At 62.7% G+C, this 18,710-nt stretch carries 18 protein-coding genes; 10 read left to right on the top strand and 8 right to left on the bottom strand.

Annotated elements, in window-relative coordinates; genetic code table 11:
- Positions 1 to 17 precede the first annotated feature (17 nt).
- The 6 genes from NKJ32_RS06320 to NKJ32_RS06345 all read left to right on the top strand — a co-directional run bounded on the left by NKJ32_RS06320 (position 18) and on the right by NKJ32_RS06345 (position 7,708).
- On the top strand, positions 18 to 2,717 hold the full coding sequence (locus tag NKJ32_RS06320; protein ID WP_352827075.1) for a DUF2339 domain-containing protein: 2,700 nt from the start codon (positions 18 to 20) through the stop codon (positions 2,715 to 2,717).
- 612 nt (positions 2,718 to 3,329) lie between these two features.
- Complete coding sequence (locus NKJ32_RS06325; protein WP_352622556.1) at positions 3,330 to 3,848, top strand: sigma-70 family RNA polymerase sigma factor; 519 nt, start codon at positions 3,330 to 3,332, stop codon at positions 3,846 to 3,848.
- Entirely contained in the window at positions 3,845 to 4,639 is a 795-nt protein-coding gene (locus NKJ32_RS06330; protein WP_352569633.1) for an anti-sigma factor family protein, read from the top strand. Before NKJ32_RS06325 ends, NKJ32_RS06330 begins: the two co-directional genes overlap by 4 nt.
- A gap of 208 nt (positions 4,640 to 4,847) precedes the next feature.
- Positions 4,848 to 5,954, top strand: a complete 1,107-nt coding sequence (locus tag NKJ32_RS06335) for a peptidase C39 family protein (RefSeq protein WP_023677756.1) — start codon at positions 4,848 to 4,850, stop codon at positions 5,952 to 5,954.
- The gene (locus NKJ32_RS06340; RefSeq protein WP_023677755.1) at positions 5,951 to 7,414 is read left to right on the top strand and encodes a RimK family ATP-grasp domain-containing protein; all 1,464 of its coding nucleotides are present in this window, start codon (positions 5,951 to 5,953) and stop codon (positions 7,412 to 7,414) included. Before NKJ32_RS06335 ends, NKJ32_RS06340 begins: the two co-directional genes overlap by 4 nt.
- A gap of 120 nt (positions 7,415 to 7,534) precedes the next feature.
- Positions 7,535 to 7,708, top strand: coding sequence for a DUF3303 domain-containing protein (locus tag NKJ32_RS06345; protein ID WP_245274738.1), 174 nt, complete (start codon positions 7,535 to 7,537; stop codon positions 7,706 to 7,708).
- Positions 7,709 to 7,837: 129 nt separating this feature from the next.
- Here NKJ32_RS06345 and NKJ32_RS06350 read toward each other — a convergent pair whose 3' ends face one another.
- The 3 genes from NKJ32_RS06350 to ygfZ form a co-directional block, all read right to left on the bottom strand.
- Entirely contained in the window at positions 7,838 to 9,976 is a 2,139-nt protein-coding gene (locus NKJ32_RS06350; RefSeq protein WP_023677754.1) for a putative bifunctional diguanylate cyclase/phosphodiesterase, read from the bottom strand.
- A gap of 64 nt (positions 9,977 to 10,040) precedes the next feature.
- A complete protein-coding gene (locus NKJ32_RS06355) occupies positions 10,041 to 10,673 on the bottom strand; it encodes an HD domain-containing protein (protein WP_023677753.1) in 633 nt (210 codons plus the stop codon).
- Positions 10,673 to 11,533 carry a CAF17-like 4Fe-4S cluster assembly/insertion protein YgfZ gene (ygfZ, locus tag NKJ32_RS06360; protein WP_352827078.1) on the bottom strand — a complete coding sequence of 287 codons (861 nt, stop codon included), beginning with the start codon at positions 11,531 to 11,533 and terminating at the stop codon, positions 10,673 to 10,675. The genes NKJ32_RS06355 and ygfZ overlap by 1 nt, the downstream gene beginning before the upstream one ends.
- Before the next feature lie 83 nt (positions 11,534 to 11,616).
- On the opposite strand from ygfZ, the gene NKJ32_RS06365 reads away from it, so the two are divergent.
- Entirely contained in the window at positions 11,617 to 12,948 is a 1,332-nt protein-coding gene (locus tag NKJ32_RS06365; protein WP_352827080.1) for a dihydroorotase, read from the top strand.
- Positions 12,949 to 12,982: 34 nt separating this feature from the next.
- Here the strand turns inward: NKJ32_RS06365 and NKJ32_RS06370 are convergent, their stop codons facing one another.
- From NKJ32_RS06370 to NKJ32_RS06385, 4 genes are all read right to left on the bottom strand, one after another.
- Positions 12,983 to 13,786: a hypothetical protein gene (locus NKJ32_RS06370; protein WP_023677750.1), complete on the bottom strand. Its 804-nt coding sequence runs from the start codon at positions 13,784 to 13,786 to the stop codon at positions 12,983 to 12,985.
- Positions 13,787 to 13,868: 82 nt separating this feature from the next.
- Positions 13,869 to 14,126 carry a hypothetical protein gene (locus tag NKJ32_RS06375; protein ID WP_023677749.1) on the bottom strand — a complete coding sequence of 86 codons (258 nt, stop codon included), beginning with the start codon at positions 14,124 to 14,126 and terminating at the stop codon, positions 13,869 to 13,871.
- Positions 14,127 to 14,500: 374 nt separating this feature from the next.
- Entirely contained in the window at positions 14,501 to 14,878 is a 378-nt protein-coding gene (locus NKJ32_RS06380; protein ID WP_023677748.1) for a TIGR02301 family protein, read from the bottom strand.
- A gap of 48 nt (positions 14,879 to 14,926) precedes the next feature.
- Positions 14,927 to 15,352: an NUDIX hydrolase gene (locus NKJ32_RS06385; RefSeq protein WP_352448986.1), complete on the bottom strand. Its 426-nt coding sequence runs from the start codon at positions 15,350 to 15,352 to the stop codon at positions 14,927 to 14,929.
- Positions 15,353 to 15,475: 123 nt separating this feature from the next.
- On the opposite strand from NKJ32_RS06385, the gene NKJ32_RS06390 reads away from it, so the two are divergent.
- The gene (locus tag NKJ32_RS06390; protein WP_352827082.1) at positions 15,476 to 16,237 is read left to right on the top strand and encodes an SOS response-associated peptidase; all 762 of its coding nucleotides are present in this window, start codon (positions 15,476 to 15,478) and stop codon (positions 16,235 to 16,237) included.
- A gap of 55 nt (positions 16,238 to 16,292) precedes the next feature.
- Here the strand turns inward: NKJ32_RS06390 and NKJ32_RS06395 are convergent, their stop codons facing one another.
- Positions 16,293 to 16,442 (bottom strand): hypothetical protein, encoded by a 150-nt coding sequence (locus tag NKJ32_RS06395; RefSeq protein ID WP_023677745.1) that lies wholly within the window; start codon positions 16,440 to 16,442, stop codon positions 16,293 to 16,295.
- 414 nt (positions 16,443 to 16,856) lie between these two features.
- On the opposite strand from NKJ32_RS06395, the gene cysS reads away from it, so the two are divergent.
- Both cysS and NKJ32_RS06405 read left to right on the top strand, forming a co-directional pair.
- On the top strand, positions 16,857 to 18,326 hold the full coding sequence (gene cysS / locus NKJ32_RS06400) for a cysteine--tRNA ligase (RefSeq protein ID WP_352637875.1): 1,470 nt from the start codon (positions 16,857 to 16,859) through the stop codon (positions 18,324 to 18,326).
- Positions 18,323 to 18,709, top strand: a complete 387-nt coding sequence (locus NKJ32_RS06405; RefSeq protein WP_352827084.1) for a VOC family protein — start codon at positions 18,323 to 18,325, stop codon at positions 18,707 to 18,709. The genes cysS and NKJ32_RS06405 overlap by 4 nt, the downstream gene beginning before the upstream one ends.
- The last annotated feature ends 1 nt before the right edge of the window (position 18,710 follow it).

Consider the following 18,710-nt stretch of genomic DNA (forward strand, 5'->3'; position numbering starts at 1 on the left):
GGTTTGGGGGAACCGCCATGTTTGAAAGCCTGATTGGCCTCGTCGCCATCATCGCGCTGTTCGTCATCATTTCACGCCAGCAGAGCCGCATCGGCCTGATCGAGCGCGAGCTTGGCGCCTTGCGCAGCCTTGTGCTTTCGGGCACGCCTGCGCTGCCGCCGCAAGCCAAGGAACCGGCTGCAAACGACAGCAAACCGGCGGATGCCGCAATCCCGCTTGCGGCCGCAGCCGACATGGCCGTATCGCCACGGACCGCAGCGGTCGTGTCAGCTACAGAGGCCGATGCCGATACAACGGCGCCGTCCGCGCCGGAGTCGGCGCAACCGGCGGCGGCGGCGAAGGCAGCTCGCCAGTCCGACGTCGAAACGGCGCTCGGTACCCGCTGGGCGGTCTGGGTCGGCGGCATCGCGCTGGCGCTGGGTGGCTTGTTTCTGATCCGCTACACCATCGAGGCCGGCATTTTCGGGCCACGCGTGCGGCTTGTCATGGCGGCGGCACTCGGGCTGGTGCTGGTCGCCGGCGGCGAGTTCATCCGGCGCACCGGCTTCAGGGTGCCGGTGCAAGGTGCCGCCGGTGCCTATATCCCGGCGATCCTGACGGCGGCCGGCGCTTTCATCCTGTTCGGTACCGTCTACGCCGCGTACAGCATTTACGGCTTCATCGGCCCGACGCTCGCTTTCACGCTGCTCGGCGCCATCGGGGTGGCGACGATCGCGGCAAGCCTGGTCCACGGTCAGGCGCTGGCCGGCGTCGGCCTGCTCGGTGCCATGGTGACGCCGCTGCTGGTCGCCTCGCAGGCGCCCAATCCGTGGGCGCTGTTCGGCTATCTGGCGATCGTGCTCGCCGCCACCTGCGTCATTGCCCGCATCCGCGACTGGAGGCTTTTGATGGCCGCAGCCTTCGTCGCCACGGGCATCTGGACCATCTTCTACATGACCGACGCGCCGGGGGCGAACCTTGCCGTCATCCTCTTTATCGACGGGGTGACACTGGCCGTGCTCGCCTTCGTCTGGCTTGGCCGCCGCGACGAAGCGGTCGCCGGCAGCGGCTTCGACTGGCCGTCGATCGCGCCGGGCTTCTTCGTCGGCCTTTCGGCGCTGGCCCTGTTTGTCGATCCGGCCTTCGCCGCCATCCGCGGTGCATTGCCGGGGGCCGCCCTTGTCGCAGCCCTGGTGGCGGTGGCGCTCTACCGGCCGCGGGCGCTTGCACTGCTGCACGCCGCCGGGCTGGCGACGGTACTGGTCTATCTCGGCATCATTCCGCCGACCACGATCGCTTCCGATTTTTCGGGTGGCGCTCTCGGCGTCGACGGCATGCCGGTTGTGGGGTCCGATGCCTTGATGCTCAGGGTCGGCATCGCGCTCGGCCTGGTCTTCATCGGAGCCGGCTTTTGGACGGCGCGCCGTTTTGCGTCCGCTGGCTGGCTGCGCGCCGCCGCATGGGCGGGCTGGAGCGCTGTCGCGCCGCTGGTCATCCTGCTGGCGCTCTGGTCTGCCTTCGGCAATCTCGACCGTGACCTTGCTTATGCGGGGGTCGCAGCCGTTTTGGTCGGCGTCTTCGTCGCCGGCGGCGAATGGATAGCGCGCGGCGAAGCGCCGCCGCTAACCGGCGGCGCTGCTGTCTCCTTCGCGCTCGGCGGGGCGGCGATTGCCGGCCTGCTGATGCTGCACATGGCCTTTGGTTCCGGCTGGACAACCATCCTGCTCGGAGCAGCCGCCGTCGTGCCGGCGCTGGCGACGCGCTGGCGCAGTTATCCGGTGCTTGGCTGGATTTCCGTTGGTGCGGTGATTGCAGTGCTCGGCCGCGCTGCCTTCGACCCGACCATCGTCGGTGCCGAGTTCCTGTCGAAGACGCCGGTGTTCAACTGGCTGCTGCTTGGATATGGCGTGCCGGCGCTCGCTTTCGGTTTTGCCGCCTGGCAGCTTGCCCGAACCACCAACGGCCGACCGCGCCTCGCAATGGAGGCCGGCGCCGCGCTGTTCGCCCTGCTCACCGTCGCCATGCTGGTGCGCCATGCCATGCATGGCGGCGTCATCGATACCGCTGCTGCGACGCTTGCCGAACAGGCGATCTACACGCTGATCGCGATCGGTGGCGGTGCCATCCTGGTCGCCATCGACATGCGCTCGCCAAGTTCGGTGCTGCGCTACGGCTCGATTGCAGCGGGCGTGGTCTCGGTCGCGTTCATCGTCCTCCAGCATTTTCTGGCGCTGAACCCGTTGCTGACGGATGAATCGACCGGCAGCATTCCGGTGTTCAACCTTCTGTTGCTCGCCTACCTCTTGCCGGCAGTCGCGACAGGCGCACTGGCGCTCTATGCCCGCGACAAGCGGCCGAAATGGTATGCGGCCATGCTGGCGGTTATGGCGGCGGTGCTCGCCTTCGCCTATGCGACGCTGTCGGTCAGGAGGCTGTTCAAGGGTGAGTTCATCGGCCTGTGGAGCGGCCTCGGCCAGCTCGAGACCTATACCTATTCGGCGCTCTGGCTGGTCATCGGCGTGGTGCTGCTCACCGCCGGTGTCTGGCTGAGGTCGCAGGTGCTGCGCATTGCGTCGGCGGCGCTGATCTCGGTCGCCGTGCTCAAGGTCTTCGTCTTCGACATGTCTGAGCTGGAAGGCGTGTTGCGGGCGCTGTCCTTCATCGGCCTCGGCGCGGTGCTCATCGGCATCGGCTTGTTTTATCAGCGGCTGCTGACAAGAGCGGCGAGGGAGGCCTAAGGGATCAGGGGAGATCGCTGGAGTCACGGCCTTCCTCAATTTTCCAAGGATGCAGAAAAGGCGCTGTCGCCGAAGCTGCCAATCTCCCACTTGTGGCGGAGATGCCCGGCAGGGCAGAGGGGGGCGCGAAGGAACGCGGCCTCAAAGGCGAACAGGGCGAAGCGAATTCGCATTTTTTGCCGGTCGCAACGTATTTTGTTCTTGCTTTGTGCCGGCAGCTATGGTACTAATTTCGCTATGGTGCCAATTGGCTCCAACGACCCGCCCGCCGAGGCGGGTTTTTTGTGTGTGCCGAGCATGATCGACCAGCTCGGAGGTGCAAGTCCTCTACCCAGCCTGATGGCGGCGAAGGGTTATCGAAGCACAAGGGCTCGATTCTGGATCGCTGCGCCTTCCGGCACGTGCCAAGGCGGGATATCGGGTCTTTGTCGCGTCGCTCGCGATGGGAGGGACTCTGTTTGCCTCTCAATCCTGCCGGGAATAAACCTGCCGCTGGCAGCGTTATTCAGATGCTTGGGTGACCGGGGCGGCGGACCGCTTCGCGCTGGCCGCTTGCGCCGCGCCGCGAAGGCGCGTTCAATCACCACGGACAGGGCTCCAGAACCAGCGGTCATGGACGAAAAGAAGGCAGCAATCCTTGGTGAAATACCGCGTCTGCGCCGCTATGCACGCTCGCTGTTGCGCGACCGCGATTCCGCCGACGATCTCGTCCAGGATTGTCTCGAGCGGGCACTTGTGCGGCTCGACAACTGGCAGACAGGAGAAAGCCCCAGGAGGTGGCTGTTTACGATCATGCATCATTTGTTCATCGACCAGATGCGCAAGGTGAACCGGCGCGGCGAGGCAGCGATGCTGCCGCTCGAGGCGAGCGAGGCGCAGGCAGCACCCGCCGAGCAGGTCGAGAGCATCGCCTCGCGCGAGATCGTCGAGGCTCTGCAGGCGATCAGCCCAGACCGGCGCGCGGCCCTTGTGATGGTCGCCATCGAAGGGTTTTCCTATGCCGAAGCCGCCAACATCCTTGGAGTCCCCGCCGGCACTTTGATGTCGCGCATCGCGCGCGGGCGTGAGGAACTGCGCGCGCTACTGGATGATACCGCGCGCCGCCGATCGATAAGGATCGTCGAGAAATGAGCCGGCGCGATTTCTCCGAACGCGACATTCACATGGCGCTCGATGGCGAGTTGCCGGGCGACGAGCGGACGGCCTATGAGGCATGGCTCGACGCCAATGCCGAGATGAAGGCCAAGAGCGCACGCTACGCCGCCGACCGGGCAGCATTGCGCGCGGCCTTTAACGGCGTGCTGGACGAACCCGTCCCGGTGCGGCTGAATAAGGTGGTGCTCGGCGAGGCGCCGGTGGTCAGGGCGGCGGCGTCGCGCTCGCGTTGGTGGCTTGCGGCCGCCGCTGCCGCCATGCTGGTGATTGGCGGTGCTGGCGGCTATCTTGCCGGCATCGGCGGCCTCGGCCTGGAAAATACGGCCGAGGACCAGCTTGCCGAAGAGGCGATTGCCGCCCACGTCATCTATGCCGCTGAAAAGCGGCATGCTGTGGAAGTGCCGGCAAGCGACAAGGATCATTTGCAGAACTGGCTGTCTAACCAGGTGGGTTTGAAGCTGGTGGCGCCAGATCTGGCGGCGCAGGGATTCCAACTGGTCGGTGGCCGGCTGCTGCCTGCCGGCCAGGGCAAGGCCGCGATGCTGCTTTACGAGGACGACAAGGGCGAGCGCATATCGCTCTTCGTAATCGCCGAATCGGCGGCCAAGGCCAAGGGCACCTATGGGTCCGAGGAAAATGGTCCTGAGGCCGTCTACTGGCTGGACAAGGGTTATGGCTGCGCCGTCGTCGGATCGCTGCCGCGCGAGCAGCTGGCTGCGGTGGCCAAGAGCGCCTATGGCCAGCTTCTGGCGGGCTTGAAAAGCTGAGCAGGATCTCGTTTTTCCGGGGCCGCGCCGATGCCGAAACACGAAGGTCGTTTCAAAGCCTTTGCGCGACCTGCCTGCCTTAAAAACTGTCACAATTCGGCCCTAATCGAGGTGCGATAGCGCTTGCTGAATGCTGGCGCTTCGGCTGGTGTGACCGATGTTTAGACTAGGGCGTTTCCACAACCCAATCGAGGTTTTCTGAGCCCGCATGCCTGCCGAGATTCGCAAGGCCCGCGCGTCCGACGTCGATGACCTCGCCGCCATCGAAAAAGCTGTTTTCTCGAGCGACCGCATTTCTCGCCGCTCCTTTCGCCAACTGATCGAACGCGACACCGCCGAACTGCTGGTTGGCGAGAACGATGGTCACGTCGCCGGCTATGCGGTCGTGCTGTTTCGCAAGGGCAGCGGCGTCGCGCGGCTCTATTCGATCGCCGTCGGTCCATTTTTCGGCGGCCGTGGCGTTGGCCGCCTGCTGCTGGAAGAGGCTGAAGCCGCCGCTTTCGAGCACGGCCGCATGATGCTTCGTTTGGAAGTCCGCGAAGACAATCCGCGCGCCATCCAGATTTACGAGCAGAGCGGCTACCGCAAGATCGGCCGTGAACCGGACTATTACGAGGACGGCGCCACGGCGCTGCGCTATGAGAAGACCTTGCGCGGCGACATTCCGGTCGCCACCGAAGTGCCGTTTTATCAGCAGACTTGCGAATTCACCTGCGGACCATGCTGCCTGATGATGGCGATGGCTAACTTCGACCCCGGATTCGTGCCGGATCCGGTGATGGAAATCCGGCTGTGGCGTGAGGCGACGACCGTTTTCATGATGTCGGGGCCGGGCGGCTGCGAGCCGTTCGGGCTTGCCGTCGCCGGCTATGAGAGCGGGCTTGCTGCTGAGATCTATGTGTCCTTCTACGGCGCGCTGTTCCTGCAGTCGGTGCGCAGCGAGGACAAGCGCCGGGTCATGGAGCTGGCGCAGGTCGACTTTCGCCGCCGCGCGGAACTTTACGGCATCCCGGTGAATTACCGTTCATTCGGGCTTGACGACATTCGCACCGCGATCGCAGAGGGAAAACTGGTGCTGGTCCTGATCAGCGGCTTCCTGATGTTCGGCAAGAAGGTTCCGCACTGGGTATTGGCCATCGGTGACGATGGCGATCATATCCTGATCCACGACCCCTGGGTCGAGGACGAGCGGCAGGAGACGATCCTCGATGCTGCCAATATTCCCGTGCCTTACGGCATCTTCATGAACATGGCGCAATTCGGCCGCGACGGATTGCGCGCCGCCATCACTCTCGGAAAGCGCGACAGCCAATGACCTGGGTCATCCTTACCGGCCGGCAGAACGATCTCGACCAGGTGGCGACGCCGCACAAGATCATCACCAATCGCGACTACCTTGCCCATCCGGCACTGTTTCGCGGTCAGCGGCCGAAGGTCATCAACCTGTCGAACAATTATGGCTACCAGAGCCGCGGCTATTACGCGTCGCTGCTTGCTGGTTCGCGCGGCCATAAGGTCATCCCGACGGTCGAAACGATGATCGACCTGTCAGAACGCAAGCTCTATGAGCACGCGTTGCCGGAACTCGAACTCGCACTCAACAAGTGCCGCAAGGACCTGGGTGGCGCTTTTCCGCAGAAGGTCTGCATCTTCTTCGGCATCGGACCATCCAGGATATGGGACCGCTTCGCAAAACTTCTGTTCGACTGGTTCCGTGCCCCGGCGCTCGAGCTCCACATCAGGGACAGCGCCGAATGGGCCTCGATCCGCAAGATTGGCTTCCATCCCCTGGCCAGGATGACCGAGGACGAGGAAACGCACTTTCTCCAGTGCCTGGAGACCTACACTAACCGCGAGTGGCGCGACACCAAGGGCCGCACGCCGGCGCGCTACACTTTCGCAACGCTGGTCGATCCGCATGAGGAACTGCCGCCGTCGGAGATTTCGTCGCTGCGCCACTGGGCCAAGATCGCTGAAAAGATGGGTGTCGAAATCGAGCCGATCACCAAGCGGGATCTGGCCAAGCTCGCCAACTACGACGCGCTGTTCATCCGCGAGACCACTTCGATCTCCAACCACACCTACCGCTTTGCCCGCCGCGCCCAGCAGGAAGGCATGCCGGTCATCGACGATCCGCTGTCGATGATCCGCTGCACCAACAAGGTCTATCTCAACGAGCTGATGACCTACAACAAGGTACCGGTGCCGCCGACGGTGATGATTGCCGGCACCTCGGACCTGGACGTTGCGGCACAGACGCTGGGCTTCCCGCTGGTGCTGAAGATCCCGGACTCCTCGTTTTCGCGCGGCGTCAAGAAATGCGGCACCTTTGAAGAGTTGAAGACGCTCGCAACCGAATGGCTGGAGGATTCCGACCTCCTGATCGCGCAAAAATTCATTCCGACGGAATATGACTGGCGTGTCGGTGTCCTCGGCGGCCAGCCCTTGTTTGCCGTTCATTATCTGATGGCCAAGAAACATTGGCAGATCGTCAATCATAAGGCCAACGGCAAGCCCGACCAGGGCGGCATCAAGACCTTCACCCTGAAGGAAGCACCGGCCCATGTCGTCGAGACGGCGGTGAGCGCGGCGCGCTGCATTGGCGACGGCCTCTACGGCGTCGACCTCAAGGAAACCAGGGACGGCGTCTTCGTCATCGAGGTCAACGACAACCCCAACCTCGACCACGGCTGGGAAGACTCCGGCGAAAAAGACGAGGTCTGGGTGCGGCTGACGCAGTGGTTCCTGGAGCGGCTGGACCGGCCGGGGCGATAATATCCGAACTGAGGGGAAAAAGATGCTGTTCTTTGTAACCGAGGATTTTCGCGGCTGCGACCGCAAGGAGATCTACCGCCGTTTCGCGACCAGGGCCGCCTGAAGCCGGACGCGCTTCTCGTGCACCACAGCTGGATCGCAGCGGATATGAGCCGCTGCTTCCTGCTGGTGGAGGCCGATGACGTCACGCTCCTGCAGCGGTGGGTCATCGAATGGGCGGATCTGGTCGAATTCGAGATTGTTCCCGTGGCGACGAACAAGGATATGGTGGAGGCATTGAGCGGACATCTCTGACCCGTTGGGAACCTCCTGGTTCGCCACACCTGAATGCCGCCTTCTCCTATCAAGGAATTAACACGCGGATCGAGCGTCATCTCAAGGAGATCTAAGGCGGTTGCCCGCGCTTCCGCGAGACTGTCGCACTTAGCCGGACTGCCGGATCGTCGCGCTCGACTTCAGCAGCCGATTAATGTCCGACGCCTTTGACGGCACCCCGATCAAATAGCCCTGGGCCTCGACACAACCCTCCTTTTGCAGGAATTCAAGCTGCGCTTCGGTCTCGACACCTTCGGCGGTGACGGTGATGCCCAGCTGTGCGCCAAGCCCGATGATGGTGCGCACGATCGCCGCGGTATCGCGACTGTCGATGTCACGGGTGAAAGAGCGATCGATCTTGATCTTGTCGACGGGAAAGCGCCTGAGGTAGCCCAGCGACGAATAGCCGGTGCCGAAATCGTCCAGCGCGATGCGGACGCCCAGATCGCGTAGCTGCCTGAGTGTCTTGAGCACCAGATCGCTCTCGTCCATCAGCACGGTTTCGGTGATTTCCAGTTCAAGCCGGTTGGCCGGCACGCCCGAGAACGCCAGTGCCGAGATAACGCTGCGGGCAAAGGTACCGCTTTTGATCTGCACAGCGGAGACATTGACTGCGATCCGCCAAGCCGCCCAGCCTGCCGCGGTCGTGCAGGCTTTTCGCAGCGCCCATTCTCCAAGCGGCACGATCAGCCCGGTCTCCTCGGCGGCCGGAATGAAGTCGTCCGGCCGTACCAGGCCGCGCACCGGCGAACGCCAGCGCATCAAGGCTTCGGCACCGACGATTTCGCCGGAGGCGATGTTCATGATCGGCTGGAAATCCAGCTCGAATTCCCGGCGCGACAGCGCTGCCCTGAGATCGATTTCGAGCGCCCGGCGTGCCCGCACCATCGCGTCCATGGCTGGTTCGAAGAAGCGGTACAGGTTGCGCCCTTCGCTCTTTGCCCGATAGAGCGCCATATCGGCATTTTTCAGCAAAGTGTCGGCGTCCTTGCCGTCATTCGGAAACAGCGCGATGCCGAGACTGATGCCGACACGCATGTCGTGTCTTTTGTCGCGAAACGGCTTTCCGATGATCTCGACGATGCGTTTGGCCAGCTTTTCCGCGTCGCCCGGGCTTTTGAGATTGAACTGGATGATGACGAATTCGTCGCCGCCGAAGCGGGAGACAACGTCCGTTTCATTGCGCAGGCACCGTTGCAGCCGTTCGGCCACGCATTTCAGCAGCCAGTCGCCGGAAGGATGGCCCCAAGTGTCGTTGACCGCCTTGAAGTGATCGAGGTCGAGCGAGAATATCGCCAGCGATCCGTCTCTCGTCTCACTCAGGGCTTGGTCGAGCCTTTCGCGAAGCATCGAGCGATTGGGCAGGTTCGTCAGTGTGTCGTGGTGCGCAAGATGGGTCATGCGCTCTTCCACACGCCTGCGCTCGGTGACGTCGTCGAACGTCGCGACCCAGCCGCCGCCGCTCATCGGCCGGCGCGCAACCAGCAGCGTCCTGCCGTCAGCGAGATGGCGATGCGTTACGTGTGTTTTCCCCGCCCGCAGGCAGGCTTCGATTTGCGAGATTTCGCTGTCGGGGTCGAGCTTTGTATAAATGCCCAGTTCCAGCAGCCGCTTGAACGCATCATGGTGACTCATGCCAAGCGGGAAGTCGGCCGGCCTGACATGATAAAGTTCCAGGAAACGTTCGTTGCGGACGATCAGCTTGCCATCCGCATCGTACATCAAAAGGCCTTGCGACATGTTGGCAAGTGCCGCGTCGAAACGGCGGTGCTGCTCCTTCAACTCCTGCTCGGCGCGCCGTTGCTCGGTGATGTCCTCGTAGATCGATACCCAACCGCCTGACGCCAGCGGCCGGTGCGAAATGTTGACGATACGCCCGTCTGCAAGCGTTTCCTCATAGGTGGAAGGTTTTGCCTGGTCGATATAGGGCTTGCGGATGGCATAGAGTTGCTCAGCGCTTTGCGAGGCGATGCCGATATCCACGCTGTGCTGGAGGATGTCGAAAAACCGGATGCCGGGCCGCACCACTTCGGCGTCGAGGCGAAAGATGCTGATGTAGTTCCTGTTGCAGATGATCATCCGTTCATCGGCATCGAACATGCACAGGCCATGCGACATGTTCTCGACCGCTGCCGAAAAACGCTCGTTCTGTTCGCGCAGCTCGTCTTCAATAGGTTGCGGCTGACCAACGCCTTTGGCCCTCCGTCGGCGGACGGACGAACCAGCCTTGATACCGGCAACGGGCATGAGGCAAGCCTATGGACCATGGTTAACCATGGCACTGTTGTCCCTGCCGGTTAATTTACCGTTTTCAGCCGGCTGGAACGGCAGTCTGGCGTCGAGACTTTTCGATCGCCGCAAAGCGTTTGAGAAAGGCATTCTGCGCCCAAGTCACCGAGCGCGGCGTGACGTCGAAGCGCTCGGCATTGAAGCCGCGCGGCCTGCCGAAGAACTCCGTCGCCTCTGCCGTCGAAAAACCCGCAAGCAGCGTTGCTTCGAAATAAGCGGCGATCTGATCCGCTCGCTTGATCTCCTTGCGCAGTCCCGCGTCGAGTTCGGCCGGCAGTGAAAAGCGCAGATGGATGGCGCGCTGCAGCCTGATCTCGCAATCCCTGTAGCTGCCGCCCATCACGGATTTGAACGGCGAGATCATGTCGCCGATGACATATTCCGGCGCGTCGTGCAGCAGCGCCGCCAACCGCGCGTCGGCGTCGGCATCCGGCATCAGCTCGCCGACAAGCGTTTCGACCAGCAGCGAATGCTGGGCGACCGAAAAGGCGTGATCGCCTCTGGTCTGGCCGTTCCAGCGTGCGACGCGGGCAAGGCCATGGGCAATATCGGAGATCTCGATGTCGAGCGGCGAGGGATCGAGCAGATCGAGCCGTCGGCCGGACAGCATGCGCTGCCAGGCGCGCGGCGGCGCCCCGGCGCGATCTGCAGCCATCAGGCGTCCTCCGCGCCGATGGCTTCCTGCGGAAAGCTGAATTTCGCCCAGGACGGGATAGCGAGCGACACGGCGACATCCTCCGCCAGGACCGGCAGGCCGGCGTCGAGCGCTGCCTTGACCCGGTCGATGCGGGCAATGGCAAGGCCTGTCCTGGCCGCGGTCGAGCCAAGCGTGCCGACCGGTCGCCCCTCCACGGTCAACTCTGCGCGCGAAGTGGGCAGGGTGCGTTCGGCCGAGACAATCAACACCCGACGCCTGGCAGTGCCGCGATGCTGCATGCGCGAGACGACCTCCTGGCCGACGTAGCAGCCTTTCTTGAAGCCGACACCGCCGATCTCGTCGAGCAGCACGTCATGCGGAAAAGCGTCGCCGAGTTGGTAGTCCGCACCGCTTTCGGCAATGCCATGGGCGATGCGAAAGGCTTGCCATGCGGCAAGGTCGCCGCCATCTGCGGTGTCATCATAGAAGCGCTTGACGGCAGTATCGACAAACCGCGCATCAGCAAACGGTGCTGATTCAAATTGCGAAATGGTTGAATCGCTTCCCCATGCGATGGCCACAACCGGCTGATCCAGCTTGGCAATTTCGACTTTGGCGCGCAATTTGTAGAGCGTCAGCCGTCGCATGAAATCATCGGCGGTCTCGGTACGGCATTCAAGTCGGAAAGCATTTTCGCCGGCGCGCGAGATCAGGAAGTCGAAAAGGATCTTGCCTTGCGGCGTTAGCAGCGCACCGGGCTTTGCTTCGCTGCTGCCGAGCACGTCGAGGTCGGTGGTCAGGATGTTCTGTAAAAAGTGCTCGGCATCCGGCCCGGACACGGAAACGAGTGCGCGATCTCTGAGCGAGGCAAAGGGCATGGTGGGAAAACGAGCCTGATCTTGCAAAACTATTGGTCATTACGTAAGCCGCTGGCACTTCCCCCGCAAGAGACCGGATCCGTATGGCCCCCATCTACGATCTCATCCTGACAGGCGGCACCGTGGTCAATCACGACGGCCAGGGTTTTCGCGACGTCGGCATCAATGGTGGGCGCATCGCTGCCATCAGCGACCTCCGCGAGGCGTCGGCCGGTGAGACGATCGACTGCCGTGGGCTGCACATCCTGCCGGGCGTCGTCGACAGCCAGGTGCATTTCCGCGAGCCGGGCCTGGAGCACAAGGAAGATCTGGAGACGGGCTCGCGGGCAGCGGTGCTCGGCGGCGTCACCGCCGTCTTCGAGATGCCGAACACCAATCCGCTGACCACCAGTGAGGCAACCCTTGCCGACAAGGTGCGGCGTGCCACCGGCCGCATGCATTGCGACTTTGCCTTCTGGGTCGGCGGGACCCGCGACAATGCAAAAGACGCTGGCGATCTCGAGCGGCTGCCAGGTGCGGCCGGCATAAAAGTTTTCATGGGCTCGTCCACCGGCGACCTGCTGGTCGAGGACGACGAAGGCGTTGCCTCGATCCTGAGGAACACACGCCGCCGCGCCGCCTTTCACTCCGAGGACGAGTTCCGGCTGCGCGAGCGGCTTGGCGAGCGCATCGCGGGCGATCCGTCCTCACATCCGGTGTGGCGCGACGAGATCGCTGCGTTGCGCTGCACCGAGCGCCTTGTGCGAATCGCGCGCCAGGTCCGCGCCCGGATCCATGTGCTGCACATCTCGACCGCCGAGGAGATAGGCTTCCTCGAACAGCACAAGGATGTCGCGACCTGCGAGGCGACGCCGCATCATCTGACGCTGAGCGCCGATGATTATGCGCAGTTGGGCACCCTGATCCAGATGAACCCGCCGGTGCGCGCCACGCGCCATCGCGACGGGGTCTGGTACGGCGTTGCGCAAGGCATCGTTGATGTGCTCGGCTCCGACCATGCGCCGCACACGCTGGCCGAGAAGGCAAAGCCTTATCCGGCGTCGCCGTCCGGCATGACCGGGGTGCAGACTTTGGTGCCGATCATGTTGGATCATGTCAACGCCGGCCGGCTGACGTTGCAGCGCTTTGTCGACCTGACCAGCCACGGCCCGCAGCGTATTTTCGGCATCGCCAGGAAAGGCCGTATTGCCGCCGGCTACGATGCCGATCTGACCATCGTCGATCTGAAGCGCCGCGAGACCATCGCCAACGCCCAGCAAGGCTCCAAGGTCGGCTGGACGCCTTATGACGGCACGCAGGTGACCGGCTGGCCGGTCGGCACCATCGTTCGCGGCCGGCGCGTGATGTGGGAAGGCGAGATCGTCGCGCCGGGCCAGGGTAGGGCGGTGGAGTTTTCCGAGGCGTTGGCGGGCTAAGCTCCCTGCCTCCATAGGGGCCAGGCTAAATCACTCAATCCCCAGCGACGAAGAACGTCCATTGTCCGGTCGGCGTGATGCCGACTCGGTAGAAGATGTACGCACCGAACTGCTTCATATCGTCATAGTCGCTGGCGGTGACGATCTTGAACAGCTCGACCCGCTGCCTGGCATCGAGCTTGTCCAGCGGCAGGGCGAAGAAATAGGGCCAGACATAGAGATCCTGCGGCGTGCCGGCATCGACATGGACAAAACCGGCATTGAGCACCTCTTCCAGGATGGCGAGGATCTCCTGGCCTTCCGTGTCGCCGGAAAGGCCTTTCAGGAAGGCGATCGGGTCGCCCTCCATGTCGCCCAGCGACAATTGGGTCATCATGTCTCCCGTGCCGATCAGCGGCCGAAGCTTTTCGATGTCGCCGCTTTTGCACGCCTCGACGATCAGATCGTGCATGCGCCTGACCGGTTCCGGCAACTTGGCGAGGTCGTAGACGACTTCGGGCACAGGCGCGTCGGGATCGACATGCGGATTGGCCACGCCGCCATCATTGGCCGGCCCTATCGGTTCGGTTTGTTCCGGCTCGTCGGACGGAGTCGGCTGGCTGGCTGCAGGTGGCGTCGTGCCGAGCGGGCCGGGCATCGGCACGGTACTTCCACGCGGCGACACGTCGCCGTCGGGCGGCGGCGTGACCGGCGAGGGCAGGTCTTCGCGCTTGATCTCGCTGAGGGCGTGAGCGGGACTGCTCGCAAGAAACAGTGCAGAAGGAATCATGGCGCAGGAAGCGGTGAGCCAAATGCTGAGGACCAGGCCGTGCGGCTTGCCTGATATCGAAAAATTCACCGCCTGCTACTCCCTGGTTCCAGGCCCGTCCATGTGCCCGGATATGATGTCCGGGCGGCGCGCCGTCGTCAAAGAACCGGGGTCAGTGCCGCAGTCTTTCGGGCTCGAAGGCCCCGGCAATCACCTTTTCACGCATGCGATCGAGCAGGGCAAGCGCCGAGGTCTCGCCATTGGTGCGCAGCATTTCGCCGAATGCCGTTTCGAGGGCTGCCTCGGCGATGATTTCCGGCTCGATCCCGGCCGACAATCCTTCTGCCCAGGCTTCGCTGTGGCTTTCCACGGCGGTCAGGCGCTTTTCTTCCCTGACCAGCGCGTCGATGTCGTTGACGCCATGTTCCATTGCGATTTCCACCCTTTCAAGCGGTGATCCGTTGGACAGGGATCAAGCTTGAGTTGTCCCTTTTACACGCAGGCGCAGTAAGTATTTGTAAATACGACATTTTTTTGGTCGTCTTCTACAAATTCCGTCGCGTCCAGCAAACCTGCGTCCGATCCGATTCAAACTTAGCCGATTAGGCCGGCCAAGGGGACGGAAACCTTCAGTTTGAGTTAATTTCACATTCGCGCGCTAACGTTTCGTTAACATAGTTGCAAAAGTGCAACATCAGGTTTGCACCAAGACCTCACCCGAGGCAAGCGGAGAAGTGTCGAACGCGTCCGCCGCCCACAGCGCCGGCGGTTGATGCCGGTTTGCCGGAACGGCAGCTGCCGTCGTCAGTTTCCGTAGCGCGAAGCGATGTCGCGAGACAGCGTCTCGCCTTCCTTCATGTAGCGGCTGATGGCTTCCGTCGCCGAGGCGGTGCATTGCGTATAAGTACCGCCGAACGACCGGTAGCCGCGGTTGAAGCTGGCGATGAAGCGGGCGCGCCGCTCCGGGTTCGGATTTTCCGATGCGATCAGTTTTTCCATCTCGGCTCGCCACCGATCGCCCTTCTCGCCACACAGATTACGCAGGAAATGCAGCGAGCCGAGCACTTCCGCCAGCCGCATCAGCCCGGGCTCGAACGGTGCTTCGGCGGCAATCGCCGGGCGCGCACCGACAACCACACTGACGGCGAGGCATGCGGCGAGAAACGAAGACGTGCGGCTCATGAGTCCTTGTGCTGAAACAATTTGTCGCCTGCAAGGCGATTCTCTGGCTCAGGTCTCGCCGTCTTTGTTGGGACCGAGTAGATCGTCCGCAATTTCAAACACCGCATCGGCGAGCGGCATCGCTGTCATTTCGGCCAGCGTATAGAAAGCCGCGGTTTCGGCGTCGTCGCTGGCCACCGCCTCGCCGCCAGCATAATCGGCCCCAAACACCGTCAGCCAGTAGTCGACCGGATGCCCGTCGCCGCTGCCGTCGATGTGGATTTCCCGCAGCGGCCGGTAGCTACGCGCCTGCAATCCGGTCTCTTCCAGCAATTCGCGCCGTGCTGCCTGTTCCAGCGTTTCGCCGGCTTCGACCTTGCCGCCGGGAAAGGCATGGAGGCCTTGCGAGGGCGGCCTGGCCCGCTTGACCAGCAGCACCGTGTTCTCGCGCACGACGCAGACCGAGACTGCCGGAATGATCTTGCGTGCTTCCATGGGCTTCGGATCGCTCGATTGGCATAGCCCGTTGTGGACCGGCCGTCGGCGAACAGCTTTAGCGGTTGCGAAAGGCGGGTTCCATGGCCACTTTCACATGCCACCAATTCGAGAGCTGAATTCATGTGCGGACGCTTTGCCTTGACCGCCACTCCGGACCAGACCGCCGCCTTTCTCAGCCTGGCGGAACTTGAGGAGTTTCCGGCCCGCTACAACATCGCGCCGACGCAGCCGGTGCTGATGGCGCTCGCCGGACTGCCGCAGGCGCCGGGCTCGAACCTGCCCGACCGCCGCTCGATGCTGGTGCGCTGGGGCCTGATCCCGGCCTGGGTCAAGGATACGCGCAACTTCCCGCTGCTGTTCAACGCGCGTTCTGAGGGGGCTTCGGAAAAGGCGTCGTTTCGCGCTGCCATGCGCCATCGCCGCGCCCTGGTACCGGCTTCGGGATTCTACGAATGGCACCACACCGGTGGCAGAAGAGGGCAGCCCTATTGGGTGCGGCCAAGGCGTGGCGGGCTTGTCGCCTTCGCCGGGCTGATTGAGACCTATGCCGAGCCGGGCGGCTCGGAAATGGACACCGGCGCCATTCTGACCGCCCACGCCAATGCCGATACTGCCCATATCCACGACCGCATGCCGGTGGTGATCCATCCCGAAGATTTCGCGCGCTGGCTGGATTGCCGCACGCTCGAGCCGCGCGATGTGGCCCATCTGCTGAGACCCGCCCAGCCCGATTTCTTCGAAGCGATCCCGGTTTCCGACCTCGTCAACAAGGTCGCCAATACCGGGCCGGAGATTCAGGAGAAGGGCGTCGTCGAGCCTGAGCCCGAGAAGGTCAGGCGCCAGAAGTCCGGCGCGAACGACAGTCAGATGAATTTATTTTAGCAAAAGCTACTATTGCTGGTGTGCCGTGAGCGCCTCAATCTTCCCGACGGCATTCTCAGGCAGCGCGCGGCGAAACGATCTTCTGCGCTGGCTTCTTCTTCTTCGCGGTGTGCAGAAGAGCTGCGACGATTGCTGCCGGGCCGATCGCCCGGTAGTGGCTGGCGAGCGCCGGTTGCTTGGCGCGGTTGGATTCTTGCTTAGGCATTGTTCTCTTCCCTGGTAACGTCTTCATGTCTGCGTTTGCTGGCCGAATCCGACCAAATCGTGACGCTTGCTGATCTAGCCGGCGAATGTTTCATCACAGTGCCGACCTGTTTAATAAAATGTTTCAGTGGCTCAATTCCTGTGAGCCAACGATATTTTTGGCGAAGGTAGCGACTTGACGGCAACACCGGGCAAGGCGATAAAGCCGGCCATGAAAACGTCTTTCGCCATTTGTGGCATTTGCATTATCGGCTAGCCTCGCGCTGGTCCTGGACGTTTTCGCCTCATCTCCTCCCAGATTGGACAAACGCCCCGGCCAGCAGGCTGGACCCCGATTTGCGCCTCGGCGTAACCGACTCCATCCAGAGCACGATCCCAAAAGATCATGCCAAAGTAACGCACCGGGAACGCACGTATGTCTGACGCATCGAAGAGCCTGCGCCTCTACAATACGCTAACGCGGAGCAAGGACGATTTCTTCCCGATCGATCCGCGCAACGTGCGCATGTATGTCTGCGGCCCGACGGTCTACGACTTCGCCCATATCGGCAATGCGCGGCCGGTGATCGTCTTCGACGTGCTGTTCCGTTTGCTGCGCCATCTCTACGGGCAAGCGCACGTCACTTACGTCCGCAACATTACGGACGTCGACGACAAGATCAACGCCCGCGCACTGCGCGATTTCGGCGGCGAGATTGCCTCTGGCAAACTGTCGCTGAACGAAGCGATCAGGCGGGTCACCGAAAAGACCGCCGGTCAGTTCCACAAGGACGTCGCGGCGCTCGGTTGCCTGGAACCGACGGTCGAGCCGCGCGCCACCGAGTTCGTCGAGCCCAGGCCCGACGGCAAGGTCGACATGATCTTCTTGATTCAACGCTTGATCGAACGCGGCCATGCCTATGTCGCGGCTGGAGAAGTCTTGTTCGACACCGCTTCCATGCCGGATTATGGGCAGTTGTCGAAGCGCAATCTCGATGAGCAGCAGGCCGGCGCCCGCGTCGCCGTCGATGAGCACAAGAAGAACCCGCAGGATTTCGTGCTGTGGAAATTGTCTTCGCCCGAGGAGCCAGGCTGGGACAGCCCGTGGGGCAGGGGTCGGCCGGGCTGGCACATCGAGTGCTCGGCGATGTCGGCCGCCTATCTCGGCGAGGTGTTCGACATCCATGGCGGTGGTCTCGACCTGATCTTTCCGCACCACGAGAACGAGATCGCGCAATCGCGGTGCGCCCACGGCACCGAAACGATGGCCAAGATTTGGATGCACAACGGTTTCCTGCAGGTCGAAGGGCAGAAGATGTCCAAGAGTCTGGGCAATTTCTATTCGATCACCGAATTGCTGGAGACGGATACCTTTGGCGGCCGCAAATGGCCGGGCGAGGTGCTCAGGCTGGCGATGCTGATGACGCACTATCGCGAGCCGATCGACTTTTCCGTGCGCAAGCTGGAAGAGGCGGAGAATACGCTGCGCAAATGGAAGCGGGCGGCCGATCTGGCGCCGCCGACGGCAAAGCCGGTGCCGGCGGATGTGATCGAAGCGCTGTCGGATGACCTTGCCACCTATGCCGCATTCCAGTTGCTGACGCAGTTGGCTGGTGATGCTGTTGATTTCAACGCAGGTAGCGGCAACGCAGCCGCCGAAGACAACGATGCTGCCGCTTCACTGAAGGCATCGCTTCTGTTCCTCGGCTTCGACATCGCAACAGCCAAGGTGGATGAAGACGCCATTGCCAAGGCGATCGCCAAACGCCTCGCGCTGATCGCCGCCAAGAACTGGGCCGAGGCCGACCGCATCCGCGACGAGTTGCTGACGCAAGGCATCCAGTTGAAGGACGGCAAGGACCCCGTCACCGGCGAACGCATCACCACCTGGGAGGTAAAAAGATGATCGATCATCTCGGCATCACCGTTTCGGATTTCGACGCGTCGAAGGCTTTTTACGACAGGGCGATGGCGCCGCTCGGCGCCTCGCTGCTTTACATGGTGCCGCAGGAATATACCGGCGGCGCCAAGGTCGGCGGCTACGGCCGCGACCGGCCGGTGTTTTGGCTGCACGCCGGCAAGGACAAGCCGAAGGATCATCAGCATGTCGCTTTCACCGCGCGCAGCCGCGCCGAGGTCGATGCCTTTCACGCCGCGGCGATCGCCGCCGGCGGCAAGGACAATGGCGGGCCTGGCCTGCGCCCGCACTACCATCCGAACTATTATGGCGCCTTTGTCTTCGATCCCGACGGCAACAATGTCGAGGCGGTCTGCCATGCCCCGGAGTAGT

It is taken from the genome of Mesorhizobium sp. M0159 (assembly GCF_040322295.1).
Lineage (GTDB): Bacteria > Pseudomonadota > Alphaproteobacteria > Rhizobiales > Rhizobiaceae > Mesorhizobium.